At 61.7% G+C, this 18,983-nt stretch carries 22 protein-coding genes; 11 read left to right on the top strand and 11 right to left on the bottom strand.

Going from position 1 to position 18,983, the window contains the following annotated elements; translation table 11 throughout:
- Nucleotides 1-96: 96 nt before the first annotated feature.
- Nucleotides 97-978, top strand: coding sequence for a sirohydrochlorin chelatase (locus tag THIMADRAFT_RS04525; RefSeq protein WP_007191795.1), 882 nt, complete (start codon nt 97-99; stop codon nt 976-978).
- 69 nt (nt 979-1,047) lie between these two features.
- Here THIMADRAFT_RS04525 and THIMADRAFT_RS04520 read toward each other — a convergent pair whose 3' ends face one another.
- Nucleotides 1,048-1,521: a DUF302 domain-containing protein gene (locus tag THIMADRAFT_RS04520; protein ID WP_007191794.1), complete on the bottom strand. Its 474-nt coding sequence runs from the start codon at nt 1,519-1,521 to the stop codon at nt 1,048-1,050.
- 256 nt (nt 1,522-1,777) lie between these two features.
- On the opposite strand from THIMADRAFT_RS04520, the gene nosZ reads away from it, so the two are divergent.
- From nosZ to THIMADRAFT_RS04470, 10 genes are all read left to right on the top strand, one after another.
- Nucleotides 1,778-4,090 carry a Sec-dependent nitrous-oxide reductase gene (nosZ, locus tag THIMADRAFT_RS04515; RefSeq protein WP_007191793.1) on the top strand — a complete coding sequence of 771 codons (2,313 nt, stop codon included), beginning with the start codon at nt 1,778-1,780 and terminating at the stop codon, nt 4,088-4,090.
- 84 nt (nt 4,091-4,174) lie between these two features.
- Complete coding sequence (locus THIMADRAFT_RS04510; RefSeq protein WP_007191792.1) at nt 4,175-4,498, top strand: c-type cytochrome; 324 nt, start codon at nt 4,175-4,177, stop codon at nt 4,496-4,498.
- A gap of 160 nt (nt 4,499-4,658) precedes the next feature.
- Nucleotides 4,659-5,420 (top strand): c-type cytochrome, encoded by a 762-nt coding sequence (locus THIMADRAFT_RS04505; RefSeq protein ID WP_007191791.1) that lies wholly within the window; start codon nt 4,659-4,661, stop codon nt 5,418-5,420.
- Nucleotides 5,421-5,630: 210 nt separating this feature from the next.
- A complete protein-coding gene (locus tag THIMADRAFT_RS04500; RefSeq protein WP_199484213.1) occupies nt 5,631-6,833 on the top strand; it encodes a hypothetical protein in 1,203 nt (400 codons plus the stop codon).
- Between the two features lie 98 nt (nt 6,834-6,931).
- Nucleotides 6,932-8,335 carry a nitrous oxide reductase family maturation protein NosD gene (nosD, locus tag THIMADRAFT_RS04495; protein WP_199484212.1) on the top strand — a complete coding sequence of 468 codons (1,404 nt, stop codon included), beginning with the start codon at nt 6,932-6,934 and terminating at the stop codon, nt 8,333-8,335.
- Nucleotides 8,336-8,349: 14 nt separating this feature from the next.
- Entirely contained in the window at nt 8,350-9,201 is an 852-nt protein-coding gene (locus tag THIMADRAFT_RS04490; RefSeq protein ID WP_007191788.1) for a 4Fe-4S binding protein, read from the top strand.
- Nucleotides 9,198-10,175 (top strand): NapH/MauN family ferredoxin-type protein, encoded by a 978-nt coding sequence (locus tag THIMADRAFT_RS04485; protein ID WP_007191787.1) that lies wholly within the window; start codon nt 9,198-9,200, stop codon nt 10,173-10,175. Before THIMADRAFT_RS04490 ends, THIMADRAFT_RS04485 begins: the two co-directional genes overlap by 4 nt.
- Nucleotides 10,172-11,056 carry an ABC transporter ATP-binding protein gene (locus tag THIMADRAFT_RS04480; protein ID WP_007191786.1) on the top strand — a complete coding sequence of 295 codons (885 nt, stop codon included), beginning with the start codon at nt 10,172-10,174 and terminating at the stop codon, nt 11,054-11,056. Before THIMADRAFT_RS04485 ends, THIMADRAFT_RS04480 begins: the two co-directional genes overlap by 4 nt.
- Nucleotides 11,057-11,258: 202 nt before the next feature.
- Nucleotides 11,259-11,792: a hypothetical protein gene (locus tag THIMADRAFT_RS24425; RefSeq protein ID WP_324603127.1), complete on the top strand. Its 534-nt coding sequence runs from the start codon at nt 11,259-11,261 to the stop codon at nt 11,790-11,792.
- Between the two features lie 23 nt (nt 11,793-11,815).
- Nucleotides 11,816-12,643 (top strand): ABC transporter permease, encoded by an 828-nt coding sequence (locus THIMADRAFT_RS04470; RefSeq protein ID WP_007191784.1) that lies wholly within the window; start codon nt 11,816-11,818, stop codon nt 12,641-12,643.
- Between the two features lie 67 nt (nt 12,644-12,710).
- Here the strand turns inward: THIMADRAFT_RS04470 and THIMADRAFT_RS04465 are convergent, their stop codons facing one another.
- The 10 genes from THIMADRAFT_RS04465 to THIMADRAFT_RS26450 all read right to left on the bottom strand — a co-directional run bounded on the left by THIMADRAFT_RS04465 (nt 12,711) and on the right by THIMADRAFT_RS26450 (nt 18,790).
- A complete protein-coding gene (locus THIMADRAFT_RS04465) occupies nt 12,711-13,061 on the bottom strand; it encodes a type II transport protein (RefSeq protein WP_050799481.1) in 351 nt (116 codons plus the stop codon).
- 269 nt (nt 13,062-13,330) lie between these two features.
- Entirely contained in the window at nt 13,331-13,960 is a 630-nt protein-coding gene (locus tag THIMADRAFT_RS04460) for a hypothetical protein (RefSeq protein ID WP_007191782.1), read from the bottom strand.
- A gap of 360 nt (nt 13,961-14,320) precedes the next feature.
- Entirely contained in the window at nt 14,321-14,743 is a 423-nt protein-coding gene (locus THIMADRAFT_RS04455) for a type II toxin-antitoxin system VapC family toxin (protein WP_007191781.1), read from the bottom strand.
- The gene (locus tag THIMADRAFT_RS04450; protein WP_007191780.1) at nt 14,740-15,000 is read right to left on the bottom strand and encodes a hypothetical protein; all 261 of its coding nucleotides are present in this window, start codon (nt 14,998-15,000) and stop codon (nt 14,740-14,742) included. Before THIMADRAFT_RS04450 ends, THIMADRAFT_RS04455 begins: the two co-directional genes overlap by 4 nt.
- Before the next feature lie 305 nt (nt 15,001-15,305).
- Entirely contained in the window at nt 15,306-15,635 is a 330-nt protein-coding gene (locus THIMADRAFT_RS25420; protein WP_007191779.1) for a hypothetical protein, read from the bottom strand.
- Between the two features lie 32 nt (nt 15,636-15,667).
- Nucleotides 15,668-15,964 (bottom strand): AbrB/MazE/SpoVT family DNA-binding domain-containing protein, encoded by a 297-nt coding sequence (locus tag THIMADRAFT_RS04445; protein ID WP_007191778.1) that lies wholly within the window; start codon nt 15,962-15,964, stop codon nt 15,668-15,670.
- 362 nt (nt 15,965-16,326) lie between these two features.
- A complete protein-coding gene (locus THIMADRAFT_RS04440; protein ID WP_007191777.1) occupies nt 16,327-16,632 on the bottom strand; it encodes a helix-turn-helix domain-containing protein in 306 nt (101 codons plus the stop codon).
- Entirely contained in the window at nt 16,619-16,939 is a 321-nt protein-coding gene (locus THIMADRAFT_RS25415) for a type II toxin-antitoxin system RelE/ParE family toxin (protein WP_199484211.1), read from the bottom strand. The genes THIMADRAFT_RS04440 and THIMADRAFT_RS25415 overlap by 14 nt, the downstream gene beginning before the upstream one ends.
- Before the next feature lie 232 nt (nt 16,940-17,171).
- Entirely contained in the window at nt 17,172-17,342 is a 171-nt protein-coding gene (locus tag THIMADRAFT_RS26990) for a hypothetical protein (protein WP_158308358.1), read from the bottom strand.
- A 353-nt stretch (nt 17,343-17,695) separates the two neighbouring features.
- Nucleotides 17,696-18,790, bottom strand: a complete 1,095-nt coding sequence (locus THIMADRAFT_RS26450) for an HNH endonuclease (RefSeq protein ID WP_007191776.1) — start codon at nt 18,788-18,790, stop codon at nt 17,696-17,698.
- Between the last annotated feature and the right edge of the window lie 193 nt (nt 18,791-18,983).

Raw genomic sequence — 18,983 nt, 5'->3', positions numbered from 1 at the left:
GCATACCGCGCGCGGTTCCTGTTTGTGCGTAACCCTACGCCACCCCATCTCATGGCTCATACAACACTGTCAAACAGCGACGACCAAGAGCATGCCATGCGCGACATCCTGCTGATCGACAACGGCTCCAAGCGAGCCGACGCCACGCTGAGCCTGAGACGGATCGCGAGCGGTCTCGCCGAGCGTCTCGGCGAGACCGTCCATCCCGTCTCCCTGCTGCACTCCGACGGTATCCCGGCGAGCGAGCTGCACGGACAACCCGCCGACACCTTCGAGTCCTTTCTGCGTCGTCGCCTGAACGAGGACGCTCGGCGTTTTTTGATCCTCCCGCTCTTCTTCGGCGCGAGCCGTGCGATCAGCGACTACGTCCCGGAACGCATCGCGGCCCTGCGAGGCGATTTCGGCCCGTTCGAGGTCCGGGTTGCGCGAGCACTCTGCCCGCTACCGGAGGGCGAGCCTGATCTAGTCGAGATCCTTCTGGAGCAGATTCGCGGCACCGCCTGCGAGCAGGGCATCGCGCCGAGCCGGATCCTGCTGGTCGACCACGGCTCGCCCATCCCCGCCGTCACCGAGGTCCGGCAGTGGCTTGCGCGACAGCTGGCGCGACGGCTTGCCGAGGACTCCGGCCCTGGCATCGAGCTCGGCGAGGCCGTCATGGAGCGGCGCTCCGGGGCGGAATACGACTTCAACGGAGAACTTCTGGAGGACCGGCTGCGCACGCTCGCCGCGGATGACGCCTCGACCCCGGTCATCCTCTCGATGTTGTTCCTCTCGCCCGGGCGACACGCCGGACCGGGCGGCGATATCACCGAGATCTGCGCGTCGGTCGAACGCGATCATCCGGGCTTTCGCATCCACCCATCCGCGCTGGTCGGCGCTCATCCTCGACTGCTCGACATCCTTGCAGCGCGGGTTAGCGAGATGAGGACCGAGCCTGCCACAACAGCTGACCTCGCCGAGATGACCTTGAAGGAATAGGGATGGTAAGGGCTGCCTGACAGCAGCCCGGATCGAAAAACCATAGCACCCTAGGCGAGCTTTTTCCTGTTATGGATCGCCCGAAGCGAAGCGAAGGATTGCGGCGTCTTCAGCCGCGATGTCGGCAAGTACCGGCCCGACATTTCCACCCATGAGCTTCGACATCAGAGCCATATCCATGGCCGCGAGATAGGTGGAACCATCGGCCTTTTCGTACACGGAGATGGAGCAGGGCGCCATCACGGATACAAATTTCGAGTCGTCATCGGCGAACATCCGCGACGCCAGCTCGGGCGAGCAGATCTTGATGACCTTCATCCGTCCGGGGTCCCGCTGACGATGGTCCACCAGAGACTTCTGAAAGTCGAATATTTTGGGAACGATCCAACCTTCCGCTTGTGCGTTCTCCACGACCTTCGCCACCGTAGTATCGAAGTCGTAAGGACTGCGCTGCTCATGAATGAACAGGGAGCCCATCGAGCAGCCGCCCAGCAGCATGAACAAAACAACGAAGGAGACAGACGGATTGTATCGCGTGGACATTGCCGAAACCTCCGCATTAGGCATGGTCTTACTTAGAATATTAGCGTCTTCTACTATTTTTGCTGACCCGAAGCCCGCCACGGCCAGGCCGCCCCGCGCTCGGGATCATGCGGTCCGTCATCACCGAGAATGTGCGATATCACACGCTCACTATCGGATTTAACATAGATCAAGTTCCTCCCCGGTGCCTTTTGCTAGCTTGAACCGGTCGAGAGACCGGTTCGAGATCTCGTTCAATGGCACCGGAGGAGAACATATGAATAAAAGCGCGCAACGTCTGACGACCCTGGCCACGGGAGTCGTCCTCGGACTGGGGGCCGCGGGGGCCGCCTGGTCCGAAGACACACTGAAGGACGTCATGGACCGACGCGGCCTCACCGAAAAGGATCTTCTCGCCGCGGCCAAGACCTATGTCCCCACGGGCGGGCGCGACGAGTTCGTGGTCTTCGCGTCCGGAGGACAGTCCGGACAGGTCATCGTCTACGGCATCCCCTCGATGCGGTTGCTTAAATATATCGGCGTCTTCACGCCCGAGCCCTGGCAGGGCTACGGCTTCGACGACGAGTCCAAGGCGGTCCTCGAGCAGGGCCGTACACGCGGCAAGGATCTGGTCTACGGCGACACCCATCACCCGGCGATATCCGAGACCGACGGCGATTACGACGCCAAATACGTCTTCATCAACGACAAGGCAAACCCGCGTATCGCGGTGATCGATCTGCATGACTTCGAAACCAAGCAGATCGTCGTCAATCCCTTCTTCAAATCATCGCACGGCGGTGCGTTCGTGACGCCCAATACCGAGTATGTCATGGAAGCAGCGCAATACGCGGCCCCGCTCCTCGACGACGGCTTCGTGCCCCTCGAGGAGTTCAACGACAAATACCGCGGCGGCTTGACCTATTGGAGCTTCAATAAGGAAAAAGGCCGCATCGAGCCCGAAAACTCCTTTACGCTCGAGCTCGGCCCCTATAGCCAAGATCTTTCCGACGCAGGCAAGAAGGACAGTTACGGCTGGGGCTTCACAAACTCTTTCTGTACCGAGCGCTATGTCGGCGGCATCGAGCGCGGACGCCCACCCTTCGAGGCCGGATGCTCCTCCAAGGACACCGATTATCTGCATGTCACCCATTGGAAGAAGGCCGAGGAGCTGGTCAAGGCCGGCAAGGTGAAAAAGGAAAAGGGGATGTACTTCATCCCGTTGGAGCAGGCGATCGCCGAAGGTCTGCTCTACCTGGTGCCGGAGCCCAAGAGTCCGCACGGCGTGGATGTCACGCCGGACGGCAAATTCATCATCGTCGCCGGCAAGCTCGACAGCCATGTCTCGGTCTACAGTGTCGAGAAGATCATGAAGGCCATCGCGGATGGCAATTTCGAGGGCAAGGATCCCTACGGTGTGCCGATCATCCCGATGCAGGATGCGCTCCATACGCAGGTCAATCTCGGGCTGGGTCCGCTGCACACCCAGTTCGACTCCAAGCCCTGCATCGCCTATACCTCTCTGTATGTGGACTCGCAGGTCGCGAAGTATGACTACTGCGAAGGCAAGGTCCTCGACAAGCTGTCGATCCATTACAACATCGGTCATCTCATGACGATGGAGGGCGACACGGTCAACCCGCAGGGCAAATATCTGGTCGCCCTGAACAAGCTCTCGATCGATCGTCATCAGCCCGTCGGCCCGCTGCATCCGCAGAACCATCAGCTGATCGACATCAGCGGCGACAAGATGCAGCTCATCTACGACATGCCCCTGCCCCTCGGCGAGCCCCACTATGCCGCCGCCATTCGCGCCGAGAAGCTGCAACCCGCCGTGCGCTACAAATCCGGCTGGAACAGTCGGACCGATGAACAGCACCCGAATCGGACCCGCGCCGGCCGCGAGACGACCGAGCGGACCTGCGATGCCGACGGTAAGTGCACCACCCGTGTGATGGGTACCGTGATTCGCTCGCACATCACCCCCGAGATCATCGAGGCAGAGGTCGGCGACGAGGTCCATCTGCATCTCACCAACCTCGAGCGCGCTCAAGATCAGGTCCATGGATTCGCACTTTACGGGCAAAACGTGAACCTCTCGATCGAGCCCGGCAAGACCGTGTCGTTCAGCTTCGTCGCCGACGAGGAAGGCGTCTTCCCCTACTACTGCACGGAGTTCTGCTCCGCGTTGCATCTGGAGATGCAGGGCTACCTGCTCGTCCGTCCGAAGGGCTACCAGGCGACCGAGGTCGCGATGGTCGAAGGGACGCTGTATTCGCAAGCCGATTACGACACCCAGGTGAAGACCAACCTCGAGACCCAAGGCGTCATCGATCAGGTCGTCGCCTATATCACGGCTCGGAACTTCCAGGATTTCCCGACCGCGGTCGCGCTCGTCGAGGACGCCACCGACCAGCTCGGCTTCGCTCAGGAGTCCAAGAAGAAATCCGAGGACGCCGCCGCCAAGGCCGACTGGCAGAACGCCATGCTCTGGGCCAATCAGTGGTGGCAATACCAGGTGAAGGCCGCCGACCTGGGCCTGCGGGCGAAGAACCTCCTGGACGAGGAGGGCGCGACGGTCAACAAGTGAAGTCGCGTCATTGACCGGGATCCCGATCCCGGTCAATGACAGCCTCTCGACATCCGCAATCGGCCAATCGCCGGAGAGTCCACGATGAACGCCTTGAAGTCCGTTCTAATCTCGATCTCGATCGCCGCGGCGACAACGGCATCCTTGCCCATTCTCGCGATGGACGGCGCCGAGCTCTACGTCACCAAGACCTGTGTCGCCTGTCACGGCAAAGACGCCAAAACACCCATTCTGCCCATCTATCCGAAGCTCGCGGGCCAAAGTCCGGATTACGCCTACAATCAAATGGTGGACATCAAAAGCGGCGCCCGCAGCAACGGCATGACCGCGGCGATGAAGGGTGTTATGCATCTCGTCAACGAGGAAGAGATGCGAGCCATCGCGAACTGGCTGGGCACGCTGAATTAAACGCGCGCCGTTCAGCGTCACTCGCATCATCGATCGTTTGTCCGGAGCGCGTGTCTCCTCGCAGTGCGAACATGTTTCATCTCAACACACAAAACATCGAAACGACTCATGCCGCCTTGCGCCGTAGTGGAAGTCGTTCGAGCTCGATTCGGAGTCCATCATGAATCAACGTCATCTTTTTCAGGTCGCAATCCTGGCTGCTGCCGTCGGAACAGCCGGAACACTCTGGGCAGAAGAGGCGAGCGACGCCGACCGCGTCCATCGCGCCGAGCCCGTCGATTGGAACCAAGGCGGAGGCGAGCAGGACGCAGCCTTGCATCTCGAGCCCGACATCGAGAACGGCATGGATGTTTACGAGGTGTGTGCTGCCTGCCATTTGCCCGAAGGCTGGGGCACGCCTGACGGAACCTTCCCGCAATTGGCAGGCCAGCATCGTGGTGTGCTGATCAAGCAAATGGCGGACATCCGCGCCCAGAACCGCGACAACCCGACCATGTATCCCTTCTCGCTCCCGCAGTCGATCGGCGACGCACAGGCGCTGGCCGATGTGGTGGCCTATATCGAAAGCCTGCCGATGAACCCGGCGTGGGGCAAAGGGCCGTATGGACCCGGAACCGAGGAGTATGCGCTGGGCGAGCAGCTCTACAAGGACAACTGCGTGAAATGCCACGGCGAGGTCGGGATGGGCGACGTGGAAAAATTCTATCCGCGCATCAACGGCCAACATTACGAATACATGGTTCGCCAGTTCGAATGGATCCGCGACCATAAGCGGCGCAATGCCAATCCGGAGATGGTCGAGCAGATCAAGAATTTCTCGGACAAGGACATGCAGGCGGTCATCAGCTACACCTCTTGGCAACCGGTCCCCGAGGAGCAGTTGGCCGACTCGGCGGATTGGAAGAACCCGGACTTCGAGTAATCCGGAGAGGATCACGGTTCGGATCCGGCGTTTGACGGAAAGCATCGATACGGCGCATTCCGGATCCCGAGATCCGCAGCCTGATTCCGATCGCGTGACACCGCTGCGGCGGTGTCGCGTATCGGCTCGACGCTCCTCACTTCAGCTGTCGCCGGCCGGACCGATGCTGAAGGCTCCTCCACGCAACGCACGCGCATGGCCGTATCCATCATGAGCAATACATCGACTCTCTCCTTTTCGGATCGGCGCACGCCGTTGATCTTCGGTCTGAGCCTGATCGGACTGATCCTGCTCGGCGCCATCTATTTCGTTCCCGTCTGGTGGGTCTCGTTGACCGCACCCAACTATCCGCCCGAATCCTTTCCGGACGGCGTTCGCATCCATTTCCATATGAACGGCGTCTTCAACGGCTGCCAAAAGGTCGAGAAGTCGGAGATCACCGAGGACGAGGCGCTCAATTGTGTCCACGAGATGGACACCATCAATCACTATGTCGGCATGTATCCCATCTCGGCCGGCGGCGTGGTCGAGCGGGCCTTCGCGCCATTTCTGCTGTCGATGCTCGGCGTCATGATCGTCGGATTCGCCATCCCCGGCTCCAAGACCCGATTGGCGGTCATGGGCGCGGGGTTTGCGCTCATCGTCGGCTGGATGACCATGACCCTCTACACGGCCGATGGGCTCAAGCTGAACAGCCAAGGCTATCTGAGCGCACTGGCGTTCGCACTCGATCAAGAGAGTGCGACACCCGAAGCCGAAAAGGGCCTGTCACCGGCCGAGGCACTGATCGCCCAGATGAAGGCGTCGCTGGAGGGGGATGCGGAACCGGGGGCCGACTCGGGTGTTCCGGACATCGACATCGCCGGCGAACCGGACAAGGCCGCACTTGCCGCAAGCCTGCGCGGTGCCTTCGAGCGCGATCAGGCCAAACAGCCGGCCGGCGAGCGCTTGGAGTGGACCGGCAGCGGCCATCAGTTGCTCACCTGGCACTACGGCAAGAGCCTCGGGCGCTACTTCAACAATCCCGAAGAGATCCGGCCCATGGTCGGCATCATGAGCACGGCCGCCCATGTCGTTTTCTGGGGGATCATCGGGGCCATGCTGCTGCTGCTCTGGGGTGCGCGCCGCACGCAAGGTCCGCTCTATTGGCTCTTGATCATCGCACCGCTTGCCCTGCCCCTGATCTTCATCCTGGACTATTCCGCCTGGCTCTGGTGGTACGGCCACAACATGAATGCGATGGGCGCCTTCACGGTGAAGCCCTTCATGCCGACCGTCTTCGGCGACGGCAAGGTTGCCCAATTCGGGACCCATTCCTATCCCTATTGGGGCTTCGGGCTGATGCTGCTGCTCTCGGTCGTGCTGGCGGCGGCGACCCTGCTGCGACGCAAGCAGCTTAAGTCGTCCCCATGAGTCCAAGCTCAACCGTAGGATGGGTAGAGCGCAGCGAAACCCATCCTCCAAACCGCCGCGTTGCCGGGTTTCGGCCCGATGCCATTGGCGCGGGCCGGATGGGTTTCGCTCTCGCTCTACCCATCCTACGGCTTGAGTCCAGCCGACTTGCTTGCGCTGCACTGCTCCTGATCCCCGCATTGGCCGGGGCGGCCTACCCGCCGCTGCAGCCTCTGGTCGATGCCGCCGAAGCGGGTTCGGTACTGATGCCGGAGCCCGGCATCTACGCCGGGCCCGTGCGCGTGGACAAGCCCTTGACCATCGACGGTCGCGATGAGGTGACGATCGACGGCGGCGGCAAAGGCACCGTGGTCCTGCTCGAGACCGACGGGGCGACGCTTCGGAACCTGCATCTCACCAACTCGGGCAGCTCGCACAACGATCTGGACTCGGGCGTGCAGGTTCGAGGTAAGTTCAACGTGATTACGGACAGCCGTATCGACAACGCCCTGTTCGGCGTCGACCTGCAGCAGTCCGAGAACAACATCGTGCGGCGAAACCACATCTCGTCCAAGCCGGTCGATCTCGGTGTGCGGGGCGATGCGATCCGGCTCTGGTACAGCTTCGACAACCAGGTCACGGACAACATCATCCGCGACGCGCGCGACACCGTGGTCTGGTATTCGCGCAACAACCTGATCGCCCGCAACGACGCGCGCGGCGGCCGCTATTCGCTGCACTTCATGTACTCCCAGACCAACCGGGTCGAGGGCAACCATTACGAGAACAACACGGTCGGGATCTTCCTCATGTACAGCGACGGTATCGTCGTACGCAACAACCTGATCGCCAACGCCACCGGCACGACCGGCATCGGGATCGGCTTCAAGGAGACCTCGGACGTCGTCATCGAAGGCAACCGCATCCTCTATTGCGCCGAGGGCCTGTATCTGGACGTCTCGCCCTACCAACCCGGCAGCCTCAATTATTTTCGCGACAACCTGATCGCCTACAACGGTATCGGGATCCGTTTCATCAATGATTGGCAGGGCAACGTCCTGACCGGAAATCGCTTCAAGGGCAACACCACGCAGGTGGTGGTCGAGGGCGGCAAGACCGCCAACCGCAACACCTGGGACGGCAATTACTGGGACGACTACGAGGGATTCGACCGAGACGACGACGGCGTCGGCGACTCGCCGCACGTCATTCAAGCCTTCGCCGACCGGCTCTGGATGGACGTGCCTCCGGCGCAGTTCTTCAAGGGCTCCCCGATGCTCGAGGTCATCGATTTCCTCGAGCGCCTCGCCCCCTTCACGACGCCGGATCTTCTGGTGCGCGACGAGCATCCGCTCTGGGCCGCCGATACCGAGGTCGTGCTCGCCGTACCGCAAGCCGGATTGGCGGGCGGTTCTGATTGGGAGCTGGATCCGGACGCGGAGTCCGAGGCGCCCGCCCCGGATGCTGCACCGGGTGGCTATGACGCCTACGAGGCGTTGCGTCGCTCGCTCGGGAGGGATTGAGAGGTGAAGCGAACATGAAAGAGAAACCGAACGCCCAACCGAAGACGAAGCCGAAACCGAAGCGCAAGACCAAGAAGCTGCGCGAGCAGGGACGACGCGAGTTTCTGCGCAGCACCGCCCTCCTCGTCGGGATGGTCGGGGCCTCGCTCGTCGGACTCATCCCGCTGATTGGACAGGCCAACGCGCGTCTGCGTCCACCGGGCGCGCTCAAGGATCGGCTCGACGAGCAGGAATTTCTCTCGGCCTGCATCAAATGCGGCCAGTGCGTACAAGTCTGTCCGGTCGAAGCGATCAAGCTGGCCGACATCAACGACGGCGTCGGCCTCGGCGTGCCCTACATCGAGGCGCGCGACCAGGCCTGCGACTTCTCCTGCGACGGGCTGCAATGCGTGCTGGCCTGTCCCACCGGGGCACTGACGCACGACATCGACTACCCCGCCGAGACGCGGATGGGATTTGCGCGGCTCGCCCGGCCCTGCCGCTGTCTTGCCGTGCGCGGTCAGCCCTTCAAGGGTGCTGCGCGCGGCACGGATCACCCCGCATTGCTGCGCTTCGAGTCCGTCGACCGCTGGAATCCGATCCGCTTGGCCGAGCATCCGTTCGACCTGCCGCTGTGCGATCTGTGTGTCCGACTCTGCCCGATCGAGATCCGGATCGCCCAATGCGAGGCCGGCACCCCGCCCTCGGGCGATCCCAATCAGTGCCCACCCTTGCACGCCATCCGGATGCAACCAATGCCGGACGGACGCACCGCGACACCGGTCGTCGAAGACGGCTGTGTCGGATGCGGCGTCTGCGAGATGGTCTGTCCCGCCGAGCCCGCCGCCATCGTGGTGGACATCCATCGGAGCGCCGACTTCCAATGAGCTATTTCGTCGAATCGCTGCGCCAGTTGCTCGGGCTCAAACCGGTCAAGCCGACGCCCGAGCAGATCCCCATCCCGGTCCAGGCGATCTATAAAGAGAAGCGCAAGACGCCTCTGACCCGCGAGGCGCTGCACGCCGTCGAAGCGGGTCACGCACGCAGCGCGAACCGCCACAAATGGCGCAATCGCCGCTGGATCACCTTGATCGTGGTGAATCTGCTGTTCGTCCTGTCCTACGTGCTCGACGTGCAGTTGGTCGAGGGCGCGCTGACCGCCTCGCGCGTCATCGGCTTCCACCTGGCCGATCTGAACTCGGCGCTGCAGGTCACGCTCGCCTACAAGCACATCGTGGTTAACCTGCTGATCGGTACACTGACCGTCCTGGTGCTCTGGATCCTGCTCGGCGGGCGGACCTTCTGCTCCTGGGTCTGTCCCTATCATCTGGTCGCCGAATGGGCCGAATCGCTGCACCTGTGGCTCGCCAAGCGCGGCTGGGCGATCGACATCCAGTTCCATCGCACCGTGCGGGCGGTCTTCTACGTCATCTTCGCCCTGCTTGCCCTGCTGACCGGCTATACCGTCTTCGAGACCATCTCCCCGACCGGGATCCTCAGCCGCGCGCTCATCTACGGTCCCGGCCTGGCGCTGCTCTGGATCCTCGCCCTGCTGGCCTTCGAGGTGCTGCTCTCGCGCCGGGCCTGGTGTCGCTATGTCTGCCCGATCGGCATCACCTACGGTCTCGTCGGTGTCATCTCGCCGCTGCGCGTGCAGTACAACATGCGCAGCTGCCACCACGAGGGCGACTGTCGGAAGATCTGCATGGTGCCGCATGTGCTCGACGTCACCATTCGCGGCCGTGCGCAAGGACTCACCACCGACATCGGCGCCGATTGCACCCGCTGCGGTCTCTGCGTCGACATCTGTCCGACCGGCTCGCTGAGCTACACCTTCAAGGGACTGGAGAAGGCCCTATGATCCGTTTCGAGCAGGTCAGCAAACGCTTTCGTCGCCAGACCGTTCTGAAGGGGATCGACCTCGTCATCGAGCGCGGACACCGGGTCGCCCTGGTCGGCTCCAACGGGGCTGGCAAGACCACGCTCATCCGCTGTCTGCTCGGGGAGTATGTGTGTCAGGGCAAGGTCCGCGTCGATGATCTGGACCCGCGCGAGCACCGGCGCGAGGTGCTCGGCAAGATCGGCTTCGTGCCGCAGCTGCCGCCGCCGCTCAAGATGCCGGTCGGGCAATTGATTCAGTTTGCCTCCGGGGTCTGCGGCGCGGATCCACGCCGCATGGAAGCGGTCGCGACACGGCTCGGGTTGGATGCGAAGGCGTTTCGGCACCAGCCCTTCGTGAAGCTCTCGGGCGGCCAAAAACAGAAGCTCTTGATCAGCATCGCCCTGGGTCGGGATACCGAGCTGCTGGTCATGGACGAACCCGCCGCCAACCTGGATCCCGACGCGCGCCACATCTTCTTCGAGCTGCTGGCCGAACGCCAGGAGCAGGTCGCCATGCTCATCTCCAGTCACCGGCTCGACGAGGTCGCCGCACTCGTGAACCGGGTCATCGAGATGGACCAAGGTCTGGTGGTCCTCGACGATCGTGTCGCGGACCTGGTGGATCTCACCAGCCGTCTGCGCTGCCGTCTGGTCCTGACGCGTGCGGACGACGCCTTCGCGCGGGCGGTCACCCCTTGGGGTCTGCGCAGTGCAGATCAGGGCATCACATGGGACGGCTGGGTCGCCGGGGCGGATCGCCTGCGCTTCCTCGGGCTCTTGTCGAGGTATGCGGCGCTGCTTGATTCCATTCGGTTGGATGCGGCGAGAGGGCCGGAATTGGCCGAGGTGCGGTATGCGTGAACCGCGTCCGGCAGAATATGGATCGGTTTCGCACGGGCGCTTCGTCCGCGGCGATCAACAGGCGTCGCAGTCGACGCGGTTCAGAGATTCTTTGTTTCTTTTTCTGAAGCGCGTCGAGCTCGGGTCGCTTGGGGTGTACGGGTCGGAGAGTGAACCGCCGAGCCTCCCTTCATCACTCTCGTCGCGGTTCAGCGCCTTGTTGGTGGTTGTGCTTGCGCTTCTGCTCGCCGCCTGCGGCGGTGATCCGGGTCAGGGACCTGGCGAGGTGAAATGGGACCGTGATGCCTGCGGGCGCTGTCGCATGGTCCTCTCGGACCGTCTGCACTCCGCTCAGGTGCGTGTCCCGACACCGGACGGTCGCTCGCGCGTCTATCGCTTCGACGATATCGGGTGCGCGCTGATCTGGCTCGAAGAGCGTGCCGAGCGCGACGATCCCGCCACCGAGATCTGGGTGAACGACTGGCGCACCGGCGACTGGATCGATGCGCGCACCGCGACCTATCTGCGCGGCCAGGTCACGCCGATGGAATACGGCCTCGGTGCCCAACCCGAGCCCGCGCCGGACGGACTCGACTTCGGGCAGGCCAAGGCGCACATCTTCGACGTCGAAGCCCGCTTCAATGTCCACGGCGGACATCTGGATGCCAACCCGGCGTCGCCCGGCGCGGCCTCGGATCAGATCCCGCCGGCGAATCAGGTCCAGCCGACCCAGAAGCCGCATGACCACGCCGAGTGAACCCTTGATGGAGTCCCGAGACCATGCGTGAATTCTGGCTGACCGCCCAAACCGATCTCCTCGAGTCGTTCCGGGCCAAGTGGTTCGTCGCCTACACGCTGGTCTTCGGCGGGCTGGTGGTCCTGCTGTTCGCCTTCGGGCTGACCGAGTCGCGGATCATGGGTTTTACCGGGCTGTCCCGCCTGATGGTGACCTATATCCAGCTCGCCATGGCCATCCTGCCGGTCTTCGTGCTCATCACCACGGTCCGCTCGGTGGCCGGCGACCGCGAGGCCGGCGTCTACGAATATCTGCTCTCGCTGCCCATCGGTCTGGCGCCCTGGTACTGGGGCAAGCTCGCCGGCCGTTTCCTGGTCGTCTTCCTGCCCGTGTTCCTCGCAATGGTCGGCGCCATCGTCTGGGGCTCTGTCAAAGGGGCCGAGGTACCCTGGGTGCTCTTCATCTGGTACACCGCACTTCTGATGGCGCTCGCCTGGTGTTTTCTGGGCATCGGGATGCTGCTCTCCACACTCAGCCGTTCGGCCGATGTCGCCCAGGCATCCGCCTTCGTCGTTTGGCTGACGCTCCTGCTGTTCCTGGATCTCATCCTGCTCGGCACCCTGATCCGCAATCAGATCCCGCCCGAGACGGTCGTCGGCATCGCCCTGGCCAACCCCATGCAGGTCTTCCGCACCGCGGCCATGCTCCTGCTCGATTCGCAGCTGGTCATGCTCGGCCCCTCCGCCTACGTCATCCTCGACAACTTCGGGCAGGCCGGGTACATGGCCTATGCCATTGTCTACCCGATGCTGGTCGGCACCGCGTGTGCCTTCGGTGGGTATCTGCTCTTCCGTCGGGGCGACCTACCCTAACCCCCATCGCACAAGGGATTCGAGCCGGTACGGCGGGGTGTCGTCCCGACATCCCGCCGAGCGCACGTCAATTGACCGAGGCAAACTGCAAAGGCGCACCCGAGCGATCGAACGCCAGATAGGTGCCGACCTGCCCGATCCGCACGGACTCGACCATCCGATCGAGCGCCTCCTCCACCGCGAGCGGGGTCGGCTCGCGATTCGCGACCCCGGGCAGGGCGGCCACGAAGAACACCGCCCAGTCGTCGATATTTCCGTCGGCCTCCTCCACAAAGGCCGAAAAACCGCCGATCTCATGCGGCACCTTGTCCACGCAAACGACCGGCGCCAGGTGCCCGCCTTGGCCGGCCTTGTAGTGCTCCGCCTGCTCGGGCGTATGACCCTCCGGAAGCTCGTTGCGCGTGAACACGAACAGCAATTGCTGGGGTCGGGCTGCCGCCGAGCCAGGTGCAGAAAATCGTCGAAGGACGCCAGCTCGATATTCTTCATCGTTGTTGTGATGACCTCGCCTCTTCGGTGGTACTTGATCCGATGCTGTCGACCGGCCATCCGGCGACTGACTCAAGCCAAAGACTCGCTTTCCATCAGTCTCTTACGCACGAATAACCAACCGCAGAAGTCAGAGTATCGACCTCGAGACCAACAGCGTCGATTCACCCCGAAGGCTGATCCGACGCCGCCACGCCATCAAGCCATCACGAGATAGTCGTATGCCCCCGGACCACAGCGACGCTCCAGCTGATTGACGATGCGCCGCTGCATCGCAAGGTTTTCGTTCGGCCCGTTGATATAGAAGGGCTTGCCGTCCTTCCCGAAGGTGAAGGACACCGGGCAGGCGCCGGCATCGATGTCGCCGAAGATCAACCGGGCAATCCGGTAGTCCGGGTGCGGCTCGAAGCCGAGGTCCTTGGCATAGGCCAATGCGTCCTCGACCAGCTTGCGCGCATAGCTCGGATGCTGGACCTCGAACGACTCCGTCGTATTCCCTTGGATGCGAGCCAGGACGGTCGGATACTCGGCCGCATCGACAATCTTGTACAAGGCGTTCTTGATACCCAAACAAAAAACATCCACGACAATCCCGGCTACGGCATAGCGTCCATCCGGAAGAATCCGGCTCACCCAGACGGTGCCGATGCCCAGCTCGAAGAGGTTCGACGGGACAAAGATATCCGCGATCGGTGCCCGGCCCACGTTGGCCCAGACCCGCGCCGCCGACAGGGCGCCCGGCAGCACTGAAGACGCCGGCTTGGTTTGCCTGCGTTTCAGCTCACGTTTGGCCCGCTTCTTCTGCAATGCCTTTTGATCGAGCGCCATAGATGGTCCTTGTGGCTTTTCGTTGATGGATGATTCGCCGGATCGTTCTGCATGATGGGCGTTGCAGCGTATACGCCGGATCCTCTCAGCCGCACCGCGGATAGTTTCGCCGGGCGTTGTTCATCATCCCGGCCGTAGGGTGGACGAGCGAGAGCGAAGTCCACCGAACCCCGCGCCGGCGCTGGTGGACTGCGCTGCGCTTGTCCACCCTACAGCTACGATCAGCGACGTAGCCGGGTTTATGAGCGAGTCCTTTCGCCGTCATCGCCCTCACAATGTGCCACCAGCTCCGGATTCAACGCAGACGCGGCCTCGAAGTACGCCGCGCACAAGGCGCAGGATCCGTGTACCGACCGGGCATCAGGACGCCCCCGAGAGCGCGTCGAAGGCGAGGTGGCGATGCCCTTGCCGGATGCGATAGGTTGCGAAATCCCGGCGATCAATGGTGAAAACCCGACGCAGACCTAAGGTCTCCGCCAGCACCACGAGCGATGCGTCTGCCAAGTCCATGGGCTGGTCGGCATAACGGAGCATCAGCTCAAAGGTCCGCACCAGCGCCCGATCGTCGAGGAAATGAACCTGCAAACCTTGGCGGGGCACAAAGTCCATCAGCCGTTGTGAGCCGATGCGACCCGGACCGAGCAGATGAAACGCCTCGGTCAACACCGGGACTGTGGTGGATAAGGGCTCTTCGATTTCTGCAAGGACTCGAACGCACCCATTGTGGTCGCCATCGGCGGGATCGAAAAGCGCGACCAGCGGCCCGGTATCCACCAGGATCACCGCTGGTGCTTCCGGCGGATCAGATCCGCGACCGCTGTCTTGGCCTCGCGTGCCGGTACGCCCGCATAGCCGCCCTGGCCAAGATCCAGGTCACAGTAGATGTCATAGGGCTTGCGGTCGGCTTGTTCCGCGGCCTGTGCCGCGTAGGCTTGCAGGCCGCGCTTCAGCACCTCGGAGATCGAAAGCCCGGTGAGGGTGCGCAGATGCCCCAAGGTCTTTTCAGCCTCATCGTCGAGCCGGACGGTTCTGGTACCCATGTTGACTCTCTTTCCTGGTCGTGTGGATCATGCCGCGTGGCACCGGTCGCGATCGCTGGCACCCCTCACACGCCGCTCCAGCGGCCTGCAAATACGGACGGTATTAAAACGGCGAGGCCAGGGCAACGCCCCGGGTAGGAGAAAGGATCGGCGAACAGGGATTCGGCAGACAGCGTCTACAACATCTCGATGGGGCTTGAGAGATTCGCCAGATCCAAGAGCCGGCGACCTTGGGAATGACGGCAGCGTCGAAACTCATACCAGCGTCTGGGATGCCATCGCCGACACCCCGGCGGAGGCCGCCATCATCGCGTCCCGCGGATGGACCCAGAACGGGAAACCGGGGACGCACCACGGTTATTTCCATCGAAATCAGCGACGGCGACCTTGCGCTGACAGGCTCGGCGCTTGCCGAGCAGCACTTGCCCCGCCCGGAAACGGTTCGTGAAAGTGATCCCGTAGGCGATGTTGCCCCAGGTCCGAATCCGCAGATCGCCCGGCTCCAGGTGTTCCAGACCCACATAGCGGTTGAGTCCATCGGCCTGGGGATTCTTGCTGGTGTCCTTGTTGAGAGATGGACGACCTCGCCGAACTTGACGCGCCGCCAGCCTGGTTCGGTTGAGTCCCTCACTCATGCCGGTCTTCCTGTGCTGTCTGGGTTGCACGCTCATGCGACAAGGTTGCATGCGCAAGGTCGGCTGCGCCGTTCCGCCGCATCCCAGTCGACGCCGGCATCGACCGGCGCGCACAGGTCGTCGGTGGATACCGGCGGGCCGTCCTGCTTGAGGAAGCCGCGCAGTGCCTCGAGTCGCAGCGGCTTTTTCGCCGTTTGCGCTCGCAACAGAACGCCTGCGTCGGTGGTTTCGAGAATCAGGGCATGGCCGCTTTCCCAATGCATCTCGTCGCGAATGTGCTTGGGAATTTCAATCTGCCCCTGGTTGATGATGACGGTCGCGATAGACATGGGAAATCTCCTCGATTGAATGGCATCCCTTTCAAATGGGCATTTCCAGGAACCAAATAGGCTTGGTGTGGGTGCTTGACGCTTTCCGGGTAGCGCAGTTCGATTTGCCCAGCCTCCCGCATCGGTTTCAAGCGGCTGCGTGACAGTTCCCGTGGGTCACTGCGTCCGATCACATTGCAGAGCTCGGCGGCCGTAAAGGGGCGCAGGGCGCGCAATTCGAGAATGAGCCCCCGCAGGACGGCTTCTGCAGAGATCGAGGCAATGACCGGGCAACGTCGAAAGCTGGGGCAGCGGGGTCACCCACGCAAAACGGAAGCGGCGCGCCATTCGAGCCATTCCCCTTTTATCGCTGCTCTCGTGCTTCAAATGACTTCGCGCAGAATCTCGGGATGGCGGGCAACGATCTTCAATAAGGTTTCAGCCGCTCCGGACGGCCTGCGGCGCCCTTGCTCCCACTGCTGCAAGGTACGCGGCGAGATACGAAGGGCAGCTGCAAACTGTGCCTGCGACAGACCGCAGCGCAAGCGTGTCGCCGCAACCTCGTTAGGTTCGACCTCATAGACGGCGCCATGACGCCCCGCCTTCACGTCGCGAATAGCTTGCAGCAGTTCCTCGCCAATATTGCGCTTGGCATCGCGCTCAAGGAGTTCTTTTTCAGTGAGTGGCATATCCCATCTCCTCTGCAATTTGCCGTAATACGTGAGAAGGAATCGTGCCCTCGGCACTCTTGGCATACATGATGAGCAGCACGACAGCACCGCTCGAAAGCCGCGTGGTATAGATGACTCTGACTCCGCCGCGCTTCCCGGTCCCCGGCCTTCCCCAACGGATTTTTCGACAGCCACCGGAGCCAGGCACAACATCGCCCGCATCTGGACTGGCAGCAACATAGCTCGCGAAATCGGCTCGCTCTTCTTCTGACCAATAGTCCGGCCAGAGCCTTGTGAACAGCGGAGACTCAATGATCGTCAGCATCCTCCGAGCATACGCCATTGGCGCATAGGCGGCAAGCCAAGACGACGGGGCAAGGTCGGAGGGGATATGTGTCGCAGTTCGCTCGCAGGCCGTGGTGCGCGACCCCGGCCCGAATGCTCTTGCGGGCGAGCGTTGCACGAGATTCAATCTGCGCAACGAATCGAAAACATCTCTCGTGGTCACCATCCGCAGCGATCGAACAGGGCGACCAGTGGCGCGGTGTCGACCGTGTTCACCACTGGTGCTTCCTGCGGATCAGATGCGCCATGGCGGCCTTGACCTCACGCGCCGGTGCGCCCGCATCGCCGCTCCGGCCGAGATCCAGCTCACGGTAGATGTCATCGGGCTTACGTCGACTTGTTCCGCCGCCTGCCGCATGGGCTTGCAGGCCGCGTTTCAGCACATCGGAGATCGCGGGAAACCCCTGGACGTACCACGGTTATCTTCATATATGGACAAGCGAGAGCGAAGTCCACCGAGCCCCGCGCCAACGCTGGTGGACAGCGCTGCGCTTGTCCACCCGACGGCTCCGATCAGCGACGTGGACGGGTTCATGAGCAAGCCTCAACTTCCTCGCTCGTAAGACCGGCCACCCAAAAGACCGTATCGCTCGTGACACCCGCGCTGAGGTATCACGCATGCCCCTGGCGCTCTGCGCCACGAGCCACGATGGCCGAAGTTACGAGGAAGCCCCACTCAACGTTGCGACAACCCCAGGAATTGAGCCAGGCCCCTTTTAAACACGACCTGACCCCGTCAGCGCTCGACCGGCTTGGGCATTTGTTGGGCGAAAGCCTCTTGGCGTTCCCTTGCCCATGTGAGACATTGAAGGTCAAGCCGATGTTCGCTGCAAATGCGAAGAGGCTGGTCATGCAAAGGATGCGAGGAGGCAAGCGAAGAAATACGGAAAGAATCAGGATCAATAGCCAGAATCGACAAGTCGAATTCCTTGTGATGCGTAGGGCATAGCACCAGCATGTTACCAACCATATCCGGACCGCTTTCGCTCAAGGGTCGGATATGGTGAACTTCAGAGCACCCGGTTTCGTTGGGGCTAATGATCCTGTACCCGCACGCCTGGCAGCAGTCGTCATAGAGGGCCTTTGTGAATTCCCGGGGTTCTCGATCACGGTCAAAGCGCACGACTTCAATGCGTTCGCGTTTCGGTTGGCATTCAAAAATTTGTTCTGACCCCGAGTGGCGTTTATGAAGGTTACGCCATACCACTCTGCTAAACGATTGCGGGACAAAGCCCCAGACAATACTCAAGATTTGCCTTACTAGTCCACGAAGCATGAGGTGGGCGCAGTCACCAAGCGTAACACAAGCCCATGATGCTTCCGAAAGTGAACGCCCACAAGCGCCGAACATTTCGAGCCCAACTTGTTTCATTACCTCCAAGCACATTCTTTGGAACGATTCGTGGTCATGGCAGTGCGAAAAATTTAGACTGATGAACTTGCCTGCGCCACCGCCGATATCGAATCGTGCCACTTCGAAGAAACCGCCGCCATCCTCGGAGATCTCAAACGTAGCACATGGCTCGCCAGGCGAATAAGAAAGATACCTCACGGCCTCAAGAAAAAAATCGTCAAAATTATCAAACCAAGAAGGTGATCTGTCGCTCCCTTCCCTGTCCAATAGGTGAAGGAAGGAAAACAAGTCAACCCCTTGCCGTTTGCTCAACGCATACCGAGAACTGGGGAATGACGTTTGCTTCTTTAACCCACTCACTTCGGTGCTAAACACTAAAGCAGAATTATTTGGAAGCATGATAGCGGCTTGCCTATGTTCAACACAAAAAGCCAGCTGGTATTGCTCTAGGTAACGATTCACTAACAAGTAAGGCATTTTACCTCAGCCATCTTGTATGAAAAGTGCGTTAGCGACTTGAAAAAGAATCGACGTGCTGCGAGCATCGCTCCCGATGATCCGAACGGGAGTGGTTGCCGCATGAACGAATTTCCGGGCTACGGCGCAGCGCACGAGGAGACGATGCGGATGTTCTCGCGCACCTTGGACGAGGACCATCGCCGCCGCTACG

The organism is Thiocapsa marina 5811 (assembly GCF_000223985.1).
Lineage (GTDB): Bacteria > Pseudomonadota > Gammaproteobacteria > Chromatiales > Chromatiaceae > Thiocapsa > Thiocapsa marina.
The sequence above is the reverse complement of the archived record's forward strand: the minus strand, read 5'-3'. Positions and strand labels throughout refer to the sequence as shown.